This is a genomic window from Aquabacterium sp. (assembly GCF_050725395.1).
Taxonomy (GTDB): domain Bacteria; phylum Pseudomonadota; class Gammaproteobacteria; order Burkholderiales; family Burkholderiaceae_C; genus Aquabacterium.
This window is the reverse complement of record NZ_JBOHHL010000007.1, coordinates 16,380-33,661: the sequence shown is the minus strand read 5'-3', so window position 1 is coordinate 33,661 and position 17,282 is coordinate 16,380. Positions and strand designations below refer to the sequence as shown.

Annotated in this window: 14 protein-coding genes; 2 read left to right on the top strand and 12 right to left on the bottom strand. The window is 64.9% G+C overall.

Translation table 11 applies throughout. The annotated features are described in order from the left end of the window. Positions 1–39 precede the first annotated feature (39 nt). Entirely contained in the window at positions 40–1,011 is a 972-nt protein-coding gene (locus tag ACREB4_RS06545) for a GlxA family transcriptional regulator (RefSeq protein ID WP_431587399.1), read from the top strand. Positions 1,012–1,144: 133 nt separating this feature from the next. Further along, positions 1,145–1,840: a class I SAM-dependent methyltransferase gene (locus tag ACREB4_RS06540; RefSeq protein ID WP_431587398.1), complete on the top strand. Its 696-nt coding sequence runs from the start codon at positions 1,145–1,147 to the stop codon at positions 1,838–1,840. Here ACREB4_RS06540 and hemH read toward each other — a convergent pair. From hemH to ACREB4_RS06480, 12 genes are all read right to left on the bottom strand, one after another. Next, positions 1,823–2,923 (bottom strand): ferrochelatase, encoded by a 1,101-nt coding sequence (gene hemH, locus ACREB4_RS06535; protein WP_431587397.1) that lies wholly within the window; start codon positions 2,921–2,923, stop codon positions 1,823–1,825. The genes ACREB4_RS06540 and hemH overlap by 18 nt on opposite strands. After that, on the bottom strand, positions 2,920–6,558 hold the full coding sequence (locus ACREB4_RS06530; RefSeq protein ID WP_431587396.1) for a PAS domain S-box protein: 3,639 nt from the start codon (positions 6,556–6,558) through the stop codon (positions 2,920–2,922). Before ACREB4_RS06530 ends, hemH begins: the two co-directional genes overlap by 4 nt. 66 nt (positions 6,559–6,624) lie before the next feature. Continuing rightward, positions 6,625–7,563 (bottom strand): adenylate/guanylate cyclase domain-containing protein, encoded by a 939-nt coding sequence (locus ACREB4_RS06525; protein WP_431587395.1) that lies wholly within the window; start codon positions 7,561–7,563, stop codon positions 6,625–6,627. Positions 7,564–7,607: 44 nt separating this feature from the next. Then, the gene (locus ACREB4_RS06520) at positions 7,608–8,447 is read right to left on the bottom strand and encodes a lipase family protein (protein ID WP_431587394.1); all 840 of its coding nucleotides are present in this window, start codon (positions 8,445–8,447) and stop codon (positions 7,608–7,610) included. A 92-nt stretch (positions 8,448–8,539) separates the two neighbouring features. Continuing rightward, the gene (gene rpoD / locus ACREB4_RS06515) at positions 8,540–10,798 is read right to left on the bottom strand and encodes an RNA polymerase sigma factor RpoD (RefSeq protein ID WP_431587393.1); all 2,259 of its coding nucleotides are present in this window, start codon (positions 10,796–10,798) and stop codon (positions 8,540–8,542) included. A gap of 117 nt (positions 10,799–10,915) precedes the next feature. Further along, on the bottom strand, positions 10,916–13,003 hold the full coding sequence (gene dnaG / locus ACREB4_RS06510) for a DNA primase (RefSeq protein ID WP_431587392.1): 2,088 nt from the start codon (positions 13,001–13,003) through the stop codon (positions 10,916–10,918). 91 nt (positions 13,004–13,094) lie between these two features. Next, on the bottom strand, positions 13,095–13,751 hold the full coding sequence (adk, locus tag ACREB4_RS06505) for an adenylate kinase (protein ID WP_431587391.1): 657 nt from the start codon (positions 13,749–13,751) through the stop codon (positions 13,095–13,097). Positions 13,752–13,856: 105 nt separating this feature from the next. Continuing rightward, positions 13,857–14,606, bottom strand: a complete 750-nt coding sequence (kdsB, locus tag ACREB4_RS06500; protein ID WP_431587390.1) for a 3-deoxy-manno-octulosonate cytidylyltransferase — start codon at positions 14,604–14,606, stop codon at positions 13,857–13,859. Between the two features lies 1 nt (position 14,607). Beyond that, positions 14,608–14,847 carry a Trm112 family protein gene (locus ACREB4_RS06495; protein WP_431587389.1) on the bottom strand — a complete coding sequence of 80 codons (240 nt, stop codon included), beginning with the start codon at positions 14,845–14,847 and terminating at the stop codon, positions 14,608–14,610. Between the two features lie 13 nt (positions 14,848–14,860). Beyond that, on the bottom strand, positions 14,861–15,928 hold the full coding sequence (gene lpxK / locus ACREB4_RS06490; RefSeq protein ID WP_431587388.1) for a tetraacyldisaccharide 4'-kinase: 1,068 nt from the start codon (positions 15,926–15,928) through the stop codon (positions 14,861–14,863). 29 nt (positions 15,929–15,957) lie between these two features. Next, complete coding sequence (locus tag ACREB4_RS06485) at positions 15,958–16,392, bottom strand: ExbD/TolR family protein (RefSeq protein ID WP_431587498.1); 435 nt, start codon at positions 16,390–16,392, stop codon at positions 15,958–15,960. A gap of 18 nt (positions 16,393–16,410) precedes the next feature. Beyond that, positions 16,411–17,049 (bottom strand): MotA/TolQ/ExbB proton channel family protein, encoded by a 639-nt coding sequence (locus ACREB4_RS06480; RefSeq protein ID WP_431587387.1) that lies wholly within the window; start codon positions 17,047–17,049, stop codon positions 16,411–16,413. Between the last annotated feature and the right edge of the window lie 233 nt (positions 17,050–17,282).

The window sequence follows — 17,282 nt, the reverse complement described above, 5'->3', positions numbered from 1 at the left end:
CTCTGTAGAATTGTCGTTTTGGACATCTTTGAGGCTGATATGGTCAAACCAGCCAGGCAGGTCCACCAAATCGGGGTGGTGCTGTGTCGGCACCACAGTCTGGCGAGCGTGGGCTTGGTGTTCGACACCTTCCGCATGGCAAATCAACTGCCTGGCACGCACCGTTTCGCGCTGTCCCGCATCAGCCAGGATGGCCAGCCCGTGCCGCATCCCGACGGCCTGCTGGCGGTCGATGGGGGCTTGGCCGACCTGGCCCGCATGGCCTTGGTGGTCATCCCTTCGCTGTGGGCCCATGGCGATGCGGCGGTGGCCGACCAACCCTTGCTGATCGACGCGCTGCGGGCATTGCCGCCCCGGGTGCTGGTGGCCACCATGTGCACTGGGGCCTACCTGCTGGCCGCCAGCGGACGCTTGAACCAACGCCGCGCCACCACGCACTGGATGCTGGCCGATGGCTTTCACGCGCGCTTTCCGGAAGTGCAATTGCAGCCCGCCGAGAACCTCACGCACGATGGCAACTTCATCTGCTCGGGTGGATCTCTGGCGGCGGTCGACGCCTGCCTGTACGTCGTGCAGTTGATGGCTGGGCGCGACACGGCCCGCGAACTGGCCCGCATGCTGGTGACCGATGTGCAGCGTGGCCCACAGGCCTTGTACGCCCCACCGCAGGGCTGGCGCCAGCACGGCGATGCCGAGGTGCGCAAACTGGAAACCTACATCGCCGACCACCACGCCGACAGCTTCACGCTGGATGAACTCGCGGCCCAAATCCACGTCAGTGTGCGGACGCTGCAACGGCGCTTCCTGGCGGCCACGGGCCTGACGCCCATCCAGTACCAGCAAGCCGTGCGCATCGAGCGTGGCAAGGACCTGCTGGAGTCCGACCACCTGCCGGTGCAGGAGATCGCCGCGCAAGTCGGCTACCAGGACCGGGTGGCATTTGGCCGTTTGTTCAAGAAAGTCACGGGCATGACGCCGGCGGCTTACCGGCAACGTCAACGCCGGGTGTAGAGTCGGGCCTCTTTCTTCCTACTTCCCTCTCTTACGCCTCGTCCTGCATTGCCCGTTCACGGCGTCGTGCCTGTTCGATTCGAACGATTGGTTTCCGACGTCAGCGGCCACCGTGCCGCGCCAGGAGCCTTGCATGACCGCCGCCGCCCCCGACCTGGGTTACCAGGTCAAGTTCCAGTCCGTCGCCATCGCGGGGGGAGACGATCTGCAGATCCGTTCGCTGCTGGACCGCCAGCAGTTCCACGACCCGGACGGGGCGGCGCTGGCCCAGGGCATCTCGGCGGCCACCTGGCCCTTGTTCGGCATGCTTTGGCCTTCGGCCCAGCACCTGGCCGGCGCGATGCAGCAGCGCGATGACCTGGCCGGCAAACGCATCCTTGAAATCGGCTGTGGCCTGGGTTTGGCCAGCCTGGTGGCCCACCGCCGCCTGGCCGATGTCACCGCCAGCGATTGCCACCCTTTGGCCGAAACTTTTTTGCGCGCCAACCTGCTGCTCAACGCCTTGCCCCTGATGAAGTACCTCACCGGGCAATGGACCACCGCCAACGCTGGCCTGGGCCAGTTCGACCTCATCATCGGCAGCGATGTGCTGTACGAGCGCAGCCATCCTCAGCAGTTGTCGGACTTCATCGACCGGCATTCCGCCGAGGCGGTCGAGATCGTCATCGTCGACCCCAACCGGGGCCACCGCTCACGCTTCACCCAGCACATGCAGGCCCTGGGCTTCGACTACCGCATGACCAACCTGGACACCGTGGTGCCCGGCGCCGGTCCCTACCGGGGCCGCATGCTGCACTTCCGGCGGCAGCGCTCAGCGTTGAGCGCCTGAGGCCTTGGCACGCTCCCGCTGCGCGGCCAAGGCCGCAGGTGAGGGTTGCTCGGCGACTTGGGTGGGCCAACCTTGCAGGTGCTTGGCCACCAGCGTGCTCAAGGCCCGGATCCATTCCAAGCGATCGTTCAGGCAGGGGATGTAGTTGAACTCCTGGCCGCCGCTGCTCAGGAAGGCTTGCTTGCCTTCCATGGCGATCTCTTCCAGGGTCTCGATGCAGTCCCCCACGAAGCCCGGGCAGATCACATCGACCCGTTGGGTGCCGGCCTTGGCCAAAGCGCGCAAGGTGGGCTCGGTGTAGGGCTCGATCCACTTGGCCTTGCCGAAACGGCTCTGGAAGGTGACCACGTACTCGTCGGACTTCAGGTCCAGGCGTTCCGCCAGCAGGCGGCCGGTCTTGAGGCACTCGCAGTGATAAGGGTCGCCCAGATGCAGGGTGCGCTCGGGCATGCCATGGAAGCTCATCACGAGCCTGCCGGCACGGCCATGGCTGGCCCAGTGGGCGCGCACGCTGTGGGCCAGTGCCTCGATGTAGCCGGCGTCGTCGTGGAAGCGCGCGATGCTGCGCAGTTCGGGCAGGTGGCGGATGCCTTGGCCCCAGCTGAAAACATCGTCCATCACGCTGGCCGTGGTCGCGCCCGAGTACTGAGGGTACAGCGGCACGATCAGGATGCGGGTGGCGCCTTCCTGCTTCAAGGCATCCAGCTGGTGGGCGATGCTGGGCTGGCCATAGCGCATCGCGTGCCTGACGATCAAGCGGTGGCCCTGTTCACCCAGAAAGCCTTGCAGCAATGTCGTCTGCTTTTCGGTCCACACGCGCAGCGGTGAACCTTCCTTCATCCAGATGCTCGCGTACTTGGCGGCCGACTTGGCGGGGCGCACCCGCAGCACGATGCCATGCAGGATGAGCCACCAGACCGCGCGGGGAATTTCCACCACGCGCGGGTCGCTCAGGAACTGGCCGAGGTAGCGGCGCAATGCCGCTGGCGTGGGCGATTCGGGGGTGCCCAGGTTGACCAGCAGAACGCCGGTGCTGGGGCTGGCTTGTCCGTGTTCGAAACGGGGTTCAGTGGCAAAGGTCATGGGGCTGCATTGTCACCCCTGTCGGCCAGCTTGCACAAAACGGAGGTCACCTGCTGGATGTCGATCGGCTTGGTCCAGTAACCCGCGAAGCCGGCGGCCGTGGCGCGGGCCACGTCGTCGGGCATGGCGTCGGCCGAGCACATGAAGGCCGGGGTGTTTTCCAGCAAAGGCAAGGTGCGCAAGGCCCGCAACACGTCAAATCCGGACATGCCGGGCAAGTGGGCATCGAGCACCAGCACATCGGGCGCCTTGTCCCGGGCCATGGACAAGGCCATCTGACCGTCTTCGGCGATTTCGAGGCTGAGTTGCGGATAGGGGCGCAGGGCTTCTTCGAACAACATCGCGTTGATGCGGTTGTCTTCGACGTAGAGCACGTGAAGTGGTGTCTGTTCCGCGCGGGATGTCTCGCGGTGCTGTTTGGCGGCATGGTTGCCGCCATCGGGTTTGTCCATGTGTGTGTTCAGTGTGTCACCGGTTTCTGGCATGTGGCCATTGGCTGCCGCCGGCATGACGATGTTGACCCGTGTCCCCGAGCCTGGTTGACTTCGAATTTCCATGCTTCCCCCCATGGCTTCGATCAGCGAGCGCGTGATGATAAGTCCAAGTCCGGAACCTTCAATCGATGAGGTTTCTCGACCGAGTCGTTCGAAGGGCTGGAACAGGCGCCCCAATTGCTGGGGGCTCATGCCGGGACCGGTGTCGCGAATGGTCAGGGCCATGCTGCCGTCCTCCCGCAGGTCGGAGTCGAACCAAACCGTGCCGCCGGCCTGGTTGTACTTGATGGCATTGGAGCCGATGTTCATCAGGATCTGGCGCAGGCGTTGGCGGTCGGCGTTGACCTGGTAGGCCGGGTCCACATTGACCTGCAGGGCGATGCCGCGCTGCGAGGCCAGTGGCCCCAACATGGCGACGCACTGCTGCACCTCGCCCAGCAATGGCAGTGCTTCGGTCTTCAGCGTCAGGATGCCGGCTTCCACCTTTTGCAGGTCGAGCACGTCGTTGACCAGGGCCATGAGGTGCTGGCTGCCGTGCAGGATCTGGTCGACGAAGCTGATGTGCTGAGAAGCCCCGGGGGTGTTGGACAGTTGCAGTTTGAGCAACTGGGCGAAGCCGTTCACCGCGTTCAAGGGCGTGCGGATTTCGTGGCTCATGCGTGAAAGGAATTCACTCTTGGCCGCGCTGGCGGCTTCGGCCGATTGTTTTTCGCGCAGCGCCTGTTCGGCTCGCTTGATGGGGGTGATGTCCGAATGGGTGCCCACGACGCGCACCGGGTGTCCCTGGGCATCGCGGCTGACGATCTTGCCCCTCGACAGGATCCACACATCGTGGCCCAGCTTGTGGCGCATGCGGAACTCGGCCTGGAACAGGCCCTGGTCTTGTTCCAGGTAAGCACTCAGGGCGGCGACCACGGGGGCACGGTCGTCGGCATGGATGCGCTCGGTCAACTCGGACACCTGGTCGCTGATGTCCTGGTCTTCGTATCCCAGCATGGCCTTCCAGCGGTGCGAATAGAAGGTGCGGTTGGCGGCGGCATCCCAGTCCCACACCCCGTCGCCTGCGCCATCCAGCGCGAACTTCCAGCGTTCTTCGCTCAGGGCCAGGGCCTGGGCGGCCTGGCGCTCCTGCGTGATGTCGCGGAAGGTGGCCACCACCGCGAAAGGTTGGGCCTGCGTGTTGACGCGCAGCATGTGGCTGCTGATCTGGACCCAGGCGATCTCGCCATCGCGCCGGCGCAAGGGGTGCACCTTGGCGACCTGCCGCTCGCCGGTCAGGATGGTGGCGATGACGGGCCATTGCTCGCGTGGCAGCACCGATTGCAGGTCGTCGGTCAGCAGTTGGTAAGCCAGCGGCCCCTGGGTGCTGACGTTGACCAGCTCCGCGGACTGCACCCCCAGGATGCGGCAGCCCGCCTGGTTGATGGCCACGACACGCCCATCGAGCTGCACCACGATCAGGCCATCGCTGATGGACGAGGCCACCGAGCGGTAAAGCTCTTCACTGACGCGCAGCTTCTCGGCGGCCACCATGCGCTCGGTCATGTCCCGGGTGATGAACAAGGTGTGCTTGTCGGGCATCGGCGTCAGCCGCGCCTCGAAATGCTTGAGGCTGCCATCCATGTCAAGGCTGTAATCCAGCCGCTGTGGTTGGCCGGTGGCATGGGCCTTGGCAATGGCCTGCGACTCGCGTTCGGCCAGGTCGGGCGGCACGCCCGCGCCAAAGGGCCTGCCCTTGAGTTCCGTGAACGGGCGCACCAGCATGGGATGGCCTTCGTGAGCGGCCTCGTAGCGGCCTTCCCCATCGATGACGAACCAGAGGTCAGGCAGGGCGCGCAGCACCGAGGTCAGGCGGGCCTGCGATTCCTCCAGCGCTTTTTGCTGGATGGCCAGGGCGGCGGCGTGGCGCTTGGTTTCGCTGATGCCGATGGAGAAGTGGACGATGCTGCCATCGGGCAGGCGCTGGTCGTTCGACAGCACCCAGGCGTTGTTCAAGCGGATTTCCTGCGGCTCGGCCAAGTCGACCATGCCCATGCGCCATTCGAAAAAAGCGTCTTCGCGCCCCACCGCATCGGGGTAGATGCCATCGGCGATTCGCCTGCGCAGCAGGTCGGGCCACAAGCTGCCTTCGACCGCGTCGGCGCCCATGCGTCGGCGCCAACTGCTGTTGCTCAAGAGGATTCGGCCGTCACGGCCACTGATCATCACGCCGGCATTGAAGGATTCGATGGCCTGCCTCAGCAGCAGGTCGGCTTGGCGGCTCTGCTGCTCCTCGTTGATCTGGCGGGTGATGTTGCTGCTGGCGCCCCGGTAGCCCATGAAACGCCCGGCCTGGTTGAAGACTGGGGTGCCACTGATGCTGACGGTGATGGTGCCGCGTGGCGTCACGCGGTCGGCGATGGCTTGGCTGAAGGGTTCGCGTCGGGCACGGGCGGCCAGGAAGCGATCCCAGGAGGCGCGGGTGTCATCGTCGCGCGGGATGTAGAGGTCGCGCGCCTTGAGGCCGATCTCGGTCGAGGGGTTCAGGCCGGTGTGCTGCATCAGGCTGGCCGAGACCCATTGGATGACGCCCTGGTCATTGGTCTCCCACAACCAGTCGCTGCCGGCCAGACTGGCGGTGCGCACCCGGGCTTCCAGCTTGCGGAAGCGCTGTGTGTGGAGGCGGGCCTCAACCAGGGCCGCGGCGGTCAGCGCGATGTCCTGGAGGTTCTGCAACCGTGGCGCCGACCAATCGATCGGCGTGGGAGCCAGCACGCAGACCGTGCCCAAGGCTTGGCCCTGCACCATCAAAGGCACGCCCGCGTAGAAGCGGGCGTGGGGCGGCCCGGTGACCCAGGCGTTGTGCTTGAAGCGCTGGTCCATCAAGGCGTCGTGGACGATCAGGGCCTCGCCTTGCCCGATGACTTCCGCGCAAAAGGCGTCCAGCCGGGAGAACTGGCGTTGTTCGATGCCGACCCGGGCCATGGCCCACACGCGGTGGCTGTCGATCAGGTTGATCATCGCCACGGGGCAGTCCAACTGCGCGACCAGGAGGCGCATCAAGGCGTCGAACGCGGGATCGACCTCGGAGTCCAGCAATTTGCTGGCGCTCAAAAGCGCTAGTCGCGCGGACTCATCGGGTGGAACTGCATTGGAGGTCATGCGGTCGTCATGGGTGGGACGGCAACGAATCACTCTAACCCATGCGTGACTTGGTGTGTCTAAGCGTCAGCACTGAGGCAAAGTGTCAGAAAAGCTCAACACTTCAAAATGAATTTGGGTGGCGGTGGCATCGGTGGGGGGCGACCCCATGCAGATCACGCCGCTGCCGTGCAAGGTGCAGGTGCCACGCCGCAGGGTCAGGATTTGCTCGTCGTGGTCGAACTTGACGTGCGTGCCGTTGTAGCTCAAGTCGCTCAGGTAGATGTGGCCACTGTGCGATTCGATGCGCACATGCGAACGAGACACCCGCGCATCGCTGACGCAGAACGAGGCCTGTGGACTGCGGCCCAGGGTCAGCGGCATGCTGGCGGTGGAGAAGATGCGTTCGGTGCCGAGCCAGGTCAGGCGCACGCCGTCGGGCATGTCGGTGCTCTCGGCGCCCATCATCATGGTGGATTCGGTGTCGCCGAACTTGCGGCTTTCCATGCGCAGCACCGGCACTGGTTCCTTGCGGCCACGCAGGTGCAGGCGGTCGATGCTTCGGAAGCGCTCCTGTTGATCCGAAGGCAGTTCACGGATCAAGGGGCCGGTGGCCAGCGTCTCGTTGTCGCCAGCAAGGTCGATCAGTCGGGCAGCCACGTTGACGGCATCGCCGAAGCAATCACTGTCAACCTCGACGATCTCGCCCCAGGCCAGGGCCACCTTCATCTTCAGGGCAGTGGCTTTGCTGGGCAAGCCGTCGCGTGGCAGGGGGGCCAGGCGTTCCAGCGAATCCTGCGCGCTGGCTGCGGCCTCGACCGAGCGCTCGGCGTCGTCGAACACCGCCATCAGGCCATCGCCCAGGGTCTTGACGACCCGGCCGCCGCCCTTGGCCACGATTTGTCCCAGCATGGCCAGGCTGTGGGTGACCACCGTGGCCGCTTCCTTGTTGCCCAGCCGCAGGTACAGGGCTGTGCTGCCGCGCAGGTCGGCGAACATGACGGCACATTCCTTGGTGGTTCCCATGGCTTGCTATGTTGGCTCAGCTTGTGAAGCGTTGGCGTTAAAAATCACACGGTTTTCGAGGCCAATTCAAAGGCATGGCTTGCGTTTGGCATCCGGTCAATGTAGTTGACTGGCGCGTGATCCGCCAGCAGGGCAGGTGGGTTGGCGCGCCAACCCAAGGGATTGAGGGTGCTGTTGCCCGGGGGGGCGCGCAAACGCACGGCCTGGCCGACGTGGGCAAAGCCCAACAGCGCGGGCGGCACCATGGCCACGAGGTCGATGTCGTCGACCACCCGGTGAATGGTCAAGTGGCGCACCGACCGGGCAAAAGCCAAGTTGCCCACACGCGGTGCGCCGAAGTTGTAGACCACCTTGGGCGCGCGGCGCGCGGCTGCCAGGGTCGCCAGGGCGCCGCCCAGGCTGTGGCCGGTGTAGAAGATGGGGCAGTCCAGCGTGGCGAGCTCGGCGTCGATCTCGGGCCAGACCGAATCCAGCGCACGCCGAAAGCCACGGTGCAGCCCAGGTTTGTGGAAAGCCAGGAATTGCAGGCCCAGCGTGATGTCGGTGACGCGGTCGCGGTGGGTGTCGGTGCCGCGGAACACCAGCACCGCGAAATGAGGCGGCGAACCTGAGGTCACCAGCATGGCCTGCGTGTCGGTCTCGGCGCACAGGAAAAAACGCCGCTGTTTCAGGCCAACTTTGTCGAGGAAGCTGCTGCGGGTGGGCAGGGGTGGCGAGGCGCTTTCCTCGATGTCGTGGCGGTAGACCAGCCGGCTCAGCTCTGCCAGCCACAGTGCATTGCCTTCGACGTACTCGCTGGTGGCCGGATTGAAGGCGGGCATCGCCACGCGGGTGAAGAAGTCGTTGGCATCGCCGGGGCGCAGGACGTCTTGCCAGGTCGTCATCCGAGAGGAACCTTTGGAAGTGAGGGCACCATGAAAAATGCCCGGGCTGTGCCGGGCATTGTGTCACTGCAAGGGCTTGAAACTCAAGCTGGTCAGAGATTGTCCAGGTAAGTCCTGAGCTTGTCCGAACGGCTGGGGTGCTTCAGCTTGCGGATGGCCTTGGCCTCGATCTGGCGGATGCGCTCGCGGGTGACGTCGAACTGCTTGCCGACTTCCTCCAGCGTGTGGTCCGTGGACATCTCGATGCCGAAACGCATGCGCAGCACCTTGGCTTCGCGGGGCGTCAGGCTGTCGAGGATGTCCTTGACCACGTCGCGCAAACCGGCCTGCATGGCCGCTTCGATGGGCGCCGTGTTGTTGGTGTCCTCGATGAAATCGCCCAGGTGGCTGTCGTCGTCGTCCCCGATCGGCGTTTCCATGGAGATCGGCTCTTTGGCGATCTTCATGATCTTGCGGACCTTGTCCTCCGGCATTTCCATCTTGGCGGCCAGCGTGGGCGCATCGGGCTCGAAGCCGAACTCTTGCAAATGCTGGCGCGAGATGCGGTTCATCTTGTTGATCGTTTCGATCATGTGAACCGGGATGCGGATGGTGCGGGCCTGGTCGGCGATCGAGCGGGTGATGGCCTGGCGGATCCACCACGTCGCATAGGTCGAGAACTTGTAGCCACGGCGGTATTCGAACTTGTCCACCGCCTTCATCAAGCCGATGTTGCCTTCCTGGATCAGGTCCAGGAACTGCAGACCACGGTTGGTGTACTTCTTGGCGATCGAGATGACCAGGCGCAGGTTGGCCTCGATCATTTCCTTTTTGGCATCGCGCGAGGCCTTTTCGCCCTCGTTCATGCGCTTGTTGATCGTCTTCAGGTCATCGATCGGCACGACCGCCTTGGCCTGCAGGTCGATCAGCTTCTGCTGCAGTTCTTGAATGGCAGGCAGGTTGCGCTGCATCACGGCGGCGTAAGGCTTGCCAGTTGCGATTTCCTTTTCGGCCCACTTCAGGTTCAGGATGTTGGGCGGGAAGGACTTGATGAAATGCTCTTGCGGCAGGCCGCACTTGTCCACCACGATCTTGCGCAGTTCGCGCTCGTAGCGGCGCACGTCATCGACCTGCGAGCGCAGCACGTCGCACAGGCGTTCGATGGTCTTGACCGTGAAGCGGATGGTCATCAGGCCTTGGCTGATGCCGTCCTGCGCCTTGTTGTAAGGCGAGGACTTGTAGCCGTCCTTCTCGAAGGCCTTGGCCATCTTCTCGAAGTTGGTGCGCAGCGTGTCGAAGCGTTCCAGGGCCTGGTTCTTCAGCTCTTCGAGCTTCTTGGTCAGGGCCTTGGAGCCGCCATTGCCATCGTCGTCGTCTTCTTCGTCGAACTCGTCGAAGTCTTCTTCGGCGACGTAGTCATCGGCTTCGCCCACGGAGACAAAACCGTCGACCACTTCGGAGATTTTCATCTCGCCAGAGCGGATCTTGTCGGACAGCGACAGGATTTCGGCGATGGTGGTGGGCGACGCCGAGATGGCCAGCATCATGGCCTGCAGGCCACCTTCGATGCGCTTGGCGATTTCGATTTCGCCTTCGCGCGTCAGCAACTCGACGGTGCCCATTTCACGCATGTACATGCGGACGGGGTCGGTCGTGCGGCCGAACTCGGAATCGACCGTGGACAAAGCGGCTTCGGCTTCTTCCTCGGCTTCTTCTTCGGTGGCGGTGCTGGTGGTGGCGCTGGCCAGCAACAGCGTGGCGGCGTCGGGCGCCTGCTCGTAGACCGCCACGCCCATGTCGTTCAACATGGAGATGATGGCCTCGAGGATTTCGGCCTCGATCAGCTTTTCAGGCAAGTGGTCGTTGATTTCCTGATGGGTCAGGAAACCACGGGTCTTGCCCATCTTGATCAGGGTTTTCAATTCCTGACGGCGCTTGGCGACTTCTTCTTCGGACAGGGCGGTTTCGTCGATGCCGAACTCGCGCATCAGGGCGCGTTCTTTCGCCCGCGACACCTTCATGCGCAGGGGCTTGGCCTTGGGCTTGTCGCCCTCTCCACCGTCGGTGACCTCGGCTTCTACGGCCTCGGGCTCGCCTTCGAGCTCAGCTTCGATGTCGCCAATGTCTTCTTCTTCAAAGGCGGCCTTCTTGGGATCCTTCTTGGCGGCTGCGGGCGCGGCTTCAGCGGCGGCCTTGGGCTTGCGTCCGCGCTTCTTGGGCTCGCTCGCGGTGGCACCCTCGGCTGCGTCGGCTTTCTTTTCAGCTTTGTCAGGCACGCGTGTCTTGGCGACCTTCTTCTCGGTCATCTCTGCGGCCTGCGATGCAGGGGTGGCTTTCGCGGTTTCTGTCTTCGCGGTCTTCTTCGCGGTCATGCGGATCCTCGAAAGATGGGCTGGGGGCTTGTCGAACCCTCCATTATCCTTCATGGAGAGGGTTGCGTCAAAAATAGTCATGACGGCGTTGTGCCGCAGGACGGGCGAATTCGGCGGCTAGGACGCAGAAGTGGGGCGCATCCGGCTGATTTCAAGCTTGAGCGCCAGGGATTGGCGGATCAGCTCCATTTTTCGAGCCTCCGCCGCGTCGGAGAGTTCCCCGGACTGGGTGAGCAGTTCCAGCTCGTCTTGAAGGGCCTGGAGTTCGAGGAACTTGACCTGGCCCAGGAGGTCGTCGAGCGATTCCTGGCCGGTCATGACATCGTGGAAGTCGGTGATGCGCTTGGCCAGGGCCGAAAACCCCGGGTCTGGCTCGTCGGAGTCGGGCTGGTTGCCGTCGTCGCCCAAGGTGGCGTGGCGCATGCGTTCCAGCAACTCCGGTGAGGCCAGGGCGCCCTGGTCGTGCACCAGGCGGTCCAGCCAGCGGAAAAAATGGCCGTAGACGGCGGATTGCTCGCAGAGCAGGTCGTGCGCGGCGGGCGAGAGTTGTTCCCACAAATCGCTGCGGGCGATGATCAGCCAGACGATGCGATCAAGGCGGTGCGCGGCTTGTGGCAGGGGGCGGCGGTCGAACACCGGGCTGCCTTTGCGCTGCCAGCGGCTGTTGCCGTCCCAGGGCTTTTTTCCTTCGCCCTTCCAATCGCTTTTCCACTCGCGCTTGCCACCGCTGCGGCGGGGCTGCTGGGTGCCGCCGAAATGATCCTGACTGCTGCCGTAGCTGCCTTCGTCGCCATGCGAGATGGCCGAATAACCGCCATCGTCCCAAGGCTGGCCCTGGTCTTCGTGGCGGCTGCGTTGGCCGCCCCCGCCGCCTTTGGATTTGGGCTCGGCCTGGGCCGTGAGGCGGCGCCGCACCTCTTCCGGGGCGGTGCGGGCCATGGCGGCCAATTCGTCGGCGATCTGTCCGCGCAGGGCGCCATCGGGCAACTGGCCGATCAAGGGCAGGGCCTGGGCCAGCAGTCGGGCACGGCCTTCGGCGGTGTCCAGATTGCAGTCGCCCTTGGCGTGCTCCAGCAGCTGCCGTGACAGCGGGATGGCTTGCTGCACGCAGGCCTCGAACGCCTCGGGGCCGAACTCGCGGATGTAGGAGTCCGGGTCATGCTCGCTGGGCAGGAAAAGAAAGCTGATGCGGCGCGTGTCGCTGGCGAAGGCCAGGGAGGCTTCCAGTGCGCGGCCGGCAGCGCGGCGGCCGGCGCCGTCGCCGTCGAAGCTGAACACGATCTGTTCGGTGAAGCGGAACAGCTTTTGCACGTGCTCGGCCGAGCAGGCCGTGCCCAGGGTGGCCACCGCGTTGCCGAAGCCCCATTGGGCCAGCGCCACCACGTCCATGTAGCCTTCGGTGACCAGGGCATAGCCCTTGGTGCGCAAGGCGCTGCGGCCTTCGTACAGTCCGTAAAGCTCGCGGCCTTTGATGAAGACCGGGGTCTCGGGCGAGTTCAGGTACTTGGGCTCGCCCTTGTCCAGCACCCGGCCGCCAAAGCCAATCACCTCGCCCTGCGGGTTGCGGATCGGGAACATGATCCGGTCACGGAAGCGGTCGTATCGCTTGGCTTCGCCATCGGCGCGGGTTTCACCGTCGTCCGGTGTGATGACCAGGCCGGCCTCGACCAGCAAGGGATCGTCGTACTTGGGGTAGACGCTGGCCAGGCCGCGCCAGTTGTCGGGCGCGTAGCCCATGCCGAAGCGCGCGGCGATCTCACCGGTCAGGCCGCGTCCCTTGAGGTAGGCCACGGCGCGCGGTGTGGCCTTGAGCTGCTGGCGCCAATGCTGCATGGCCTTCGCCTGCACATCGGTGATCGAGGTCTGCTTTTCCTTCTGGGCCTTGGCTTTTTCGCGGTCTTCGGGTTTGCTGTCGTCGTCGGGCACCAGCATGCCCTGGATCTGGGCCAGGTCCTTCACGGCTTCGACGAAGCCCAGGCCTTCGTTTTCCATCAGGAAGCCAACGGCATTGCCATGCACGCCACAGCCGAAGCAGTGGTAGGTCTGGCGGCTGGGGCTGACGATGAAGCTGGGCGATTTCTCGCCATGGAAAGGGCACAGGCCCTTGAAGTTGATCCCGGCCTTTTTCAGCGTGACGTGGCGGCCCACCACCTCGACGATGTCGGTGCGGGCCAGCAGGTCTTGGATGAATGACGGTGGGATCACGGGCGGGTGCTGCTGAGGAAAAACAACGGCCCCGACGCCTTGAAAGCGAGGGGGCCGCGGGTCAAGCCGAACGGGCTGTGACGGTGCCTGGTCAGGCCCCCAGGGCTTGCAGGGCGCGGGCGGTGATTTCGTCCACCGAACCCACGCCGCTGATCTTGGCGTAACGGGGGGCTGCCTTGTCGCCGGTGGCGGCCCATTGCGAATAGTAGTCCACCAAGGGGCGAGTCTGCTGGTGGTAGACCTCCAGGCGCTTGCGCACGGTTTCTTCCTTGTCGTCGTCGCGCTGGATCAGGTCTTCGCCGGTGGCGTCGTCCTTGCCTTCGACCTTGGGCGGATTGAACTTGACATGATAGGTGCGGCCCGAAGCGGGGTGCACGCGACGGCCACTCATGCGGTCGATGATGGACGAATCAGGCACGTCGATTTCCAGGACGATGTCCAGGTTGACGTTGGCGGCCTTCATGGCGTCGGCTTGGGGAATGGTGCGTGGGAATCCGTCGAACAGGAAACCCTTGGCGCAATCGGGCTGGGCGATGCGTTCCTTGACGAGGCCGATGATGATGTCGTCACCCACCAAGCCGCCAGCGTCCATGACCTTCTTGGCGGCCAGGCCCATGTCGGTGCCCGCCTTGACGGCAGCGCGCAACATGTCGCCCGTCGAAATTTGCGGGATGCCGTACTTCTGGCACAAGAAAGTGGCCTGCGTGCCTTTGCCGGCGCCAGGCGCACCCAACAGGATGAGTCTCATGGTTCTCCTCGGTGTCTCCGATAGGGCCTGCCGGCTCGCGCCGAAAATGCCCGTGCAAGCCGCGCAGGATAGCACGCGGCGTTCATTCAACCCTCAAGTTCAACCCTAGAAGAGGGCACGAACCCGGGCAAGATCCTCGGGGGTGTCGACGCCAGGCCCAGGGGGATGAAGTGCGACATGCACCGCGATGCGCTCACCGTGCCACAACACGCGCAATTGTTCGAGCGATTCCACGGCTTCCAACGGGCTGGGCGGCAGTTGTGGGTAGCGGCGCAGGAAACCGGCCCGGTAACCATAGATGCCGATGTGGCGCAGCGGTGTGCCCGCGCCTGTGGCGGCTTGCCCGGGCGTGGGCGCGTCCCGCCACCAGGGGATGGCGGCGCGCGAAAAATAAAGGGCCCGCCCGAGGGCATCGGTCACGACCTTGACCACGTTCGGGTTGCCGAACTGGCTGGCGTCCTCGATGGCATGGGCCGCCGTGCTGACCACGCAATCGGGGCGCTGGTCCAACTGGTCGGCGCAGGCGTTGATCAGTTCGGGGTCGATCAGGGGTTCGTCGCCCTGCACATTGACCACGGCGTCGTCGCCATCCAGCCCCAATTGCACACAGGCCTCGGCCAGCCGATCGCTGCCGGTCGGGTGATCGGCTCGCGTGAGCACGACGCGCACGCCGTGGGCTTCGCAGGCCGCGGCGACTTCCGGCGAATCGGTGGCCACCACGACCTGGCGGGCGCGGCTCAAGGCAGCACGCTGGGCCACGCGCACGATCATCGGCAGGCCGGCGATGTCGGCCAGCGGTTTGTTGGGCAGGCGGGTGGAGGCCAGCCGCGCAGGGATCAGGACTGAAAAGCCCATGTCAGGCGGCCCCGGCGTCTGGCGAGTGGCCAGGCTTGCCGGTCAGCAGCGCGGCGTTGGGGATGGGGTCGTCGTTTTCTTCCACCGCCTGCGCCTCGCTTTCCAGCATGACGGGGATGCCGTCGCGGATGGGGTAGGCCAGCCGGTCGGCCGCGCAGATCAGGGCCTGGCCCTGGGGCTTGCGGTGCAAGGGGCCTTTGCACAGAGGGCAGACCAGCAGTTCGATGAGTCGAGTGTCCATCGGGTGAATTCCGTTAAAGGTGAGGGCGGGGCAGCCGTGCCAGCGCCGAGTCGAGGGCTTGCCAGAAGCCGGTGTCAGGCCTGAAGTCTAGTGCCGCCACCCAGACCCGCGTGTCAGGGCGCTCGCGGCGCAGGCGTTCAGGGTCCATTTTGACGGCATCCTTCTCGGTCACGATGACGTCGGCGACCTCGGGGGGCCAGGGCAAGGTGGTGTAGGGCTCGTGGTCATCGCAGGCGACGTGGTGGGTGTCGAATCCCAACTGGGCCAGTTGTGCGAAAAACTTGGGTGGGTGGGCGATGCCGGCCACGGCCCAGGCGCCACGCTTCGGGGCTTGCACCGCATCGCCTTCCACTTGGCCTGACCACCATTCGGCCAGCGGGCGCGGTGCCGACATGCCGCGCCGTGCCAGGTGGCCCGCCAATGGCGTGCTGGCCTGGGCGGCGTTGTAGAGCACGATGGGAGCCGCCACCAAGGTGGCTGGCGCCGCGGGCGACAAAGGCTCACGCAAGGGCCCGGCGGGCAGGAGCCAGCCATTGCCCGCACCACGTTCGTCGAACACGACCACTTCGATCTGGCGTTCAAGGCGAAGGTGCTGCAATCCGTCGTCGCAAACCAGGATGTCGATGCCGGGATGGGCTTGGCGCAGGGCTTGTCCGCCAGCCACGCGGTCGCGGCCCACCATCACGGGCACCTGGGTCCGGCGCCAGATCAACAAAGGCTCGTCGCCCACGTCGGTGGCGTTCAGAGAGGCGGCCGACGACAGGTCGATCAGGGTGAGTGCGGCGGCGGACGGAGCTGATCGCTTGTAGCCACGCGTCAGCACGCCGGGGTGCCAGCCCCGCTGTTGCAGGTGCTGGACGATGGCGATGGTGGCCGGGGTCTTGCCAGCGCCGCCAGCGATCCGATTGCCGACCACGAGCACCGGCAGGCCAGGGGATTCGCTCTTCAGCCAGCCGCGGTGGTAGGCCCGCCTGCGAAAACCGAGCACCACGCCCATCAAGGCGGCCAGTGGCCACAGCAAGCGCGGCAAAGGCCCGCGCGACGACCAACTGCGAACAATCTGCTGCGCGATCGGAGACATCAGCGGGGAGTGCGTCGCCGGCCTGCGGATCAAGGCTGGGCGGCGGCCGCGCCCGGCTGGCCCTGGGTGGCGAAGGTCAGTTGCGAGAGGCCTGCGCGGCGCGCGGCGTCCATCACGTTGATCACGCTCTGGTGCGTGGCCGAGGCATCGGCGGTGAGCACGACCACGGTGTCGCGGCTCGCGCCCGTGCTGGCCGTCAAGGCGGCCGCCAGCAATTCAACGCTGCGGCCTTCGACCAGGCGGTTGTCCACCGAATAGCGGCCATCGGCCGTGACCACCACGACCAGTTCCTTGGGCCGAGGCTTGGTGGACTGGGCATTGGCCACCGGCAGGTTGATCTTGAGCTCGGTGAACTTGGCGTAGGTGGTCGTCAGCATCACGAAGATGAGGATCACCAGCAACACGTCGATGAAGGGGATGAGGTTGATCTCGGGATCTTCACGGTGGCGCGTTCGAAAATTCATCGACATGGCGGCACCCGTTCAGCGGCGGTTCGAGGTCAGCCGCAGGATGTGCGGCACCATGCGTTCGGCCGCCTGTTCCAGGTCCAGCGTGTAGGAGTCGACCCGGGCGCGGAAATGCCGGTAGAACGCCAGCGCAGGGATGGCCACGATCAAGCCGAAGGCGGTGTTGTACAGGGCCACGGAAATGCCATGGGCCAGCTCCAAGGGGTTGGCGCCAGCGGTGCCTGACGAAGCACCCGAAGCGCCGAAGATCTCGATCATGCCGACCACGGTGCCCAGCAGGCCCAGCAGGGGGGCGGCACTGGCGATGGTGCCCAGGGCACTGAGGTTGCGTTCCATGTCATGCACCGCCTGGCGGCCGGCGGTCTCGAACGAGGCCCGCAGGTTGGCGTCGGTGATGCGGGGCTCGGCCATGGCCGTCCGCAGGCCTTGCGCCAGCACGAGTCCCAGCGAAGAGTTTTCGGCCAGCTTGTTGACCGTGTCGACGGTGGGCAGGCTGGCCCGCGTCACGGCCATGACCTCATCGACCAGGCGGGCGGGCGCCACCCGGGAGGCCCGCAGGCTGAGGAAACGTTCGATGATCAGGGCCAAAGCCACGATGGAGCACAACACAAGGGGCCAGATCGGCCAGCCAGCAGCTTGTAAGATCGACAGCAACGGAGACTCCAGAGGTCACGCTAAGCCGCAGATTATGGCGCCGAATTTTGCGCTTTCCGGCCGGTGCCCGGATCTCGATGAGACCCGGCAGTCATCCACCGAAGCTGTGGATAACTTTGTGGGTAAGCGGGTTGGGCGGCCCGCCAAACCGCGAAAATTCGCGGTGCGCGACAGATTGCCACTTTTTTAAGCAGATAAAAATCGTTGTAAATCATATGCTTATGACATTGTTA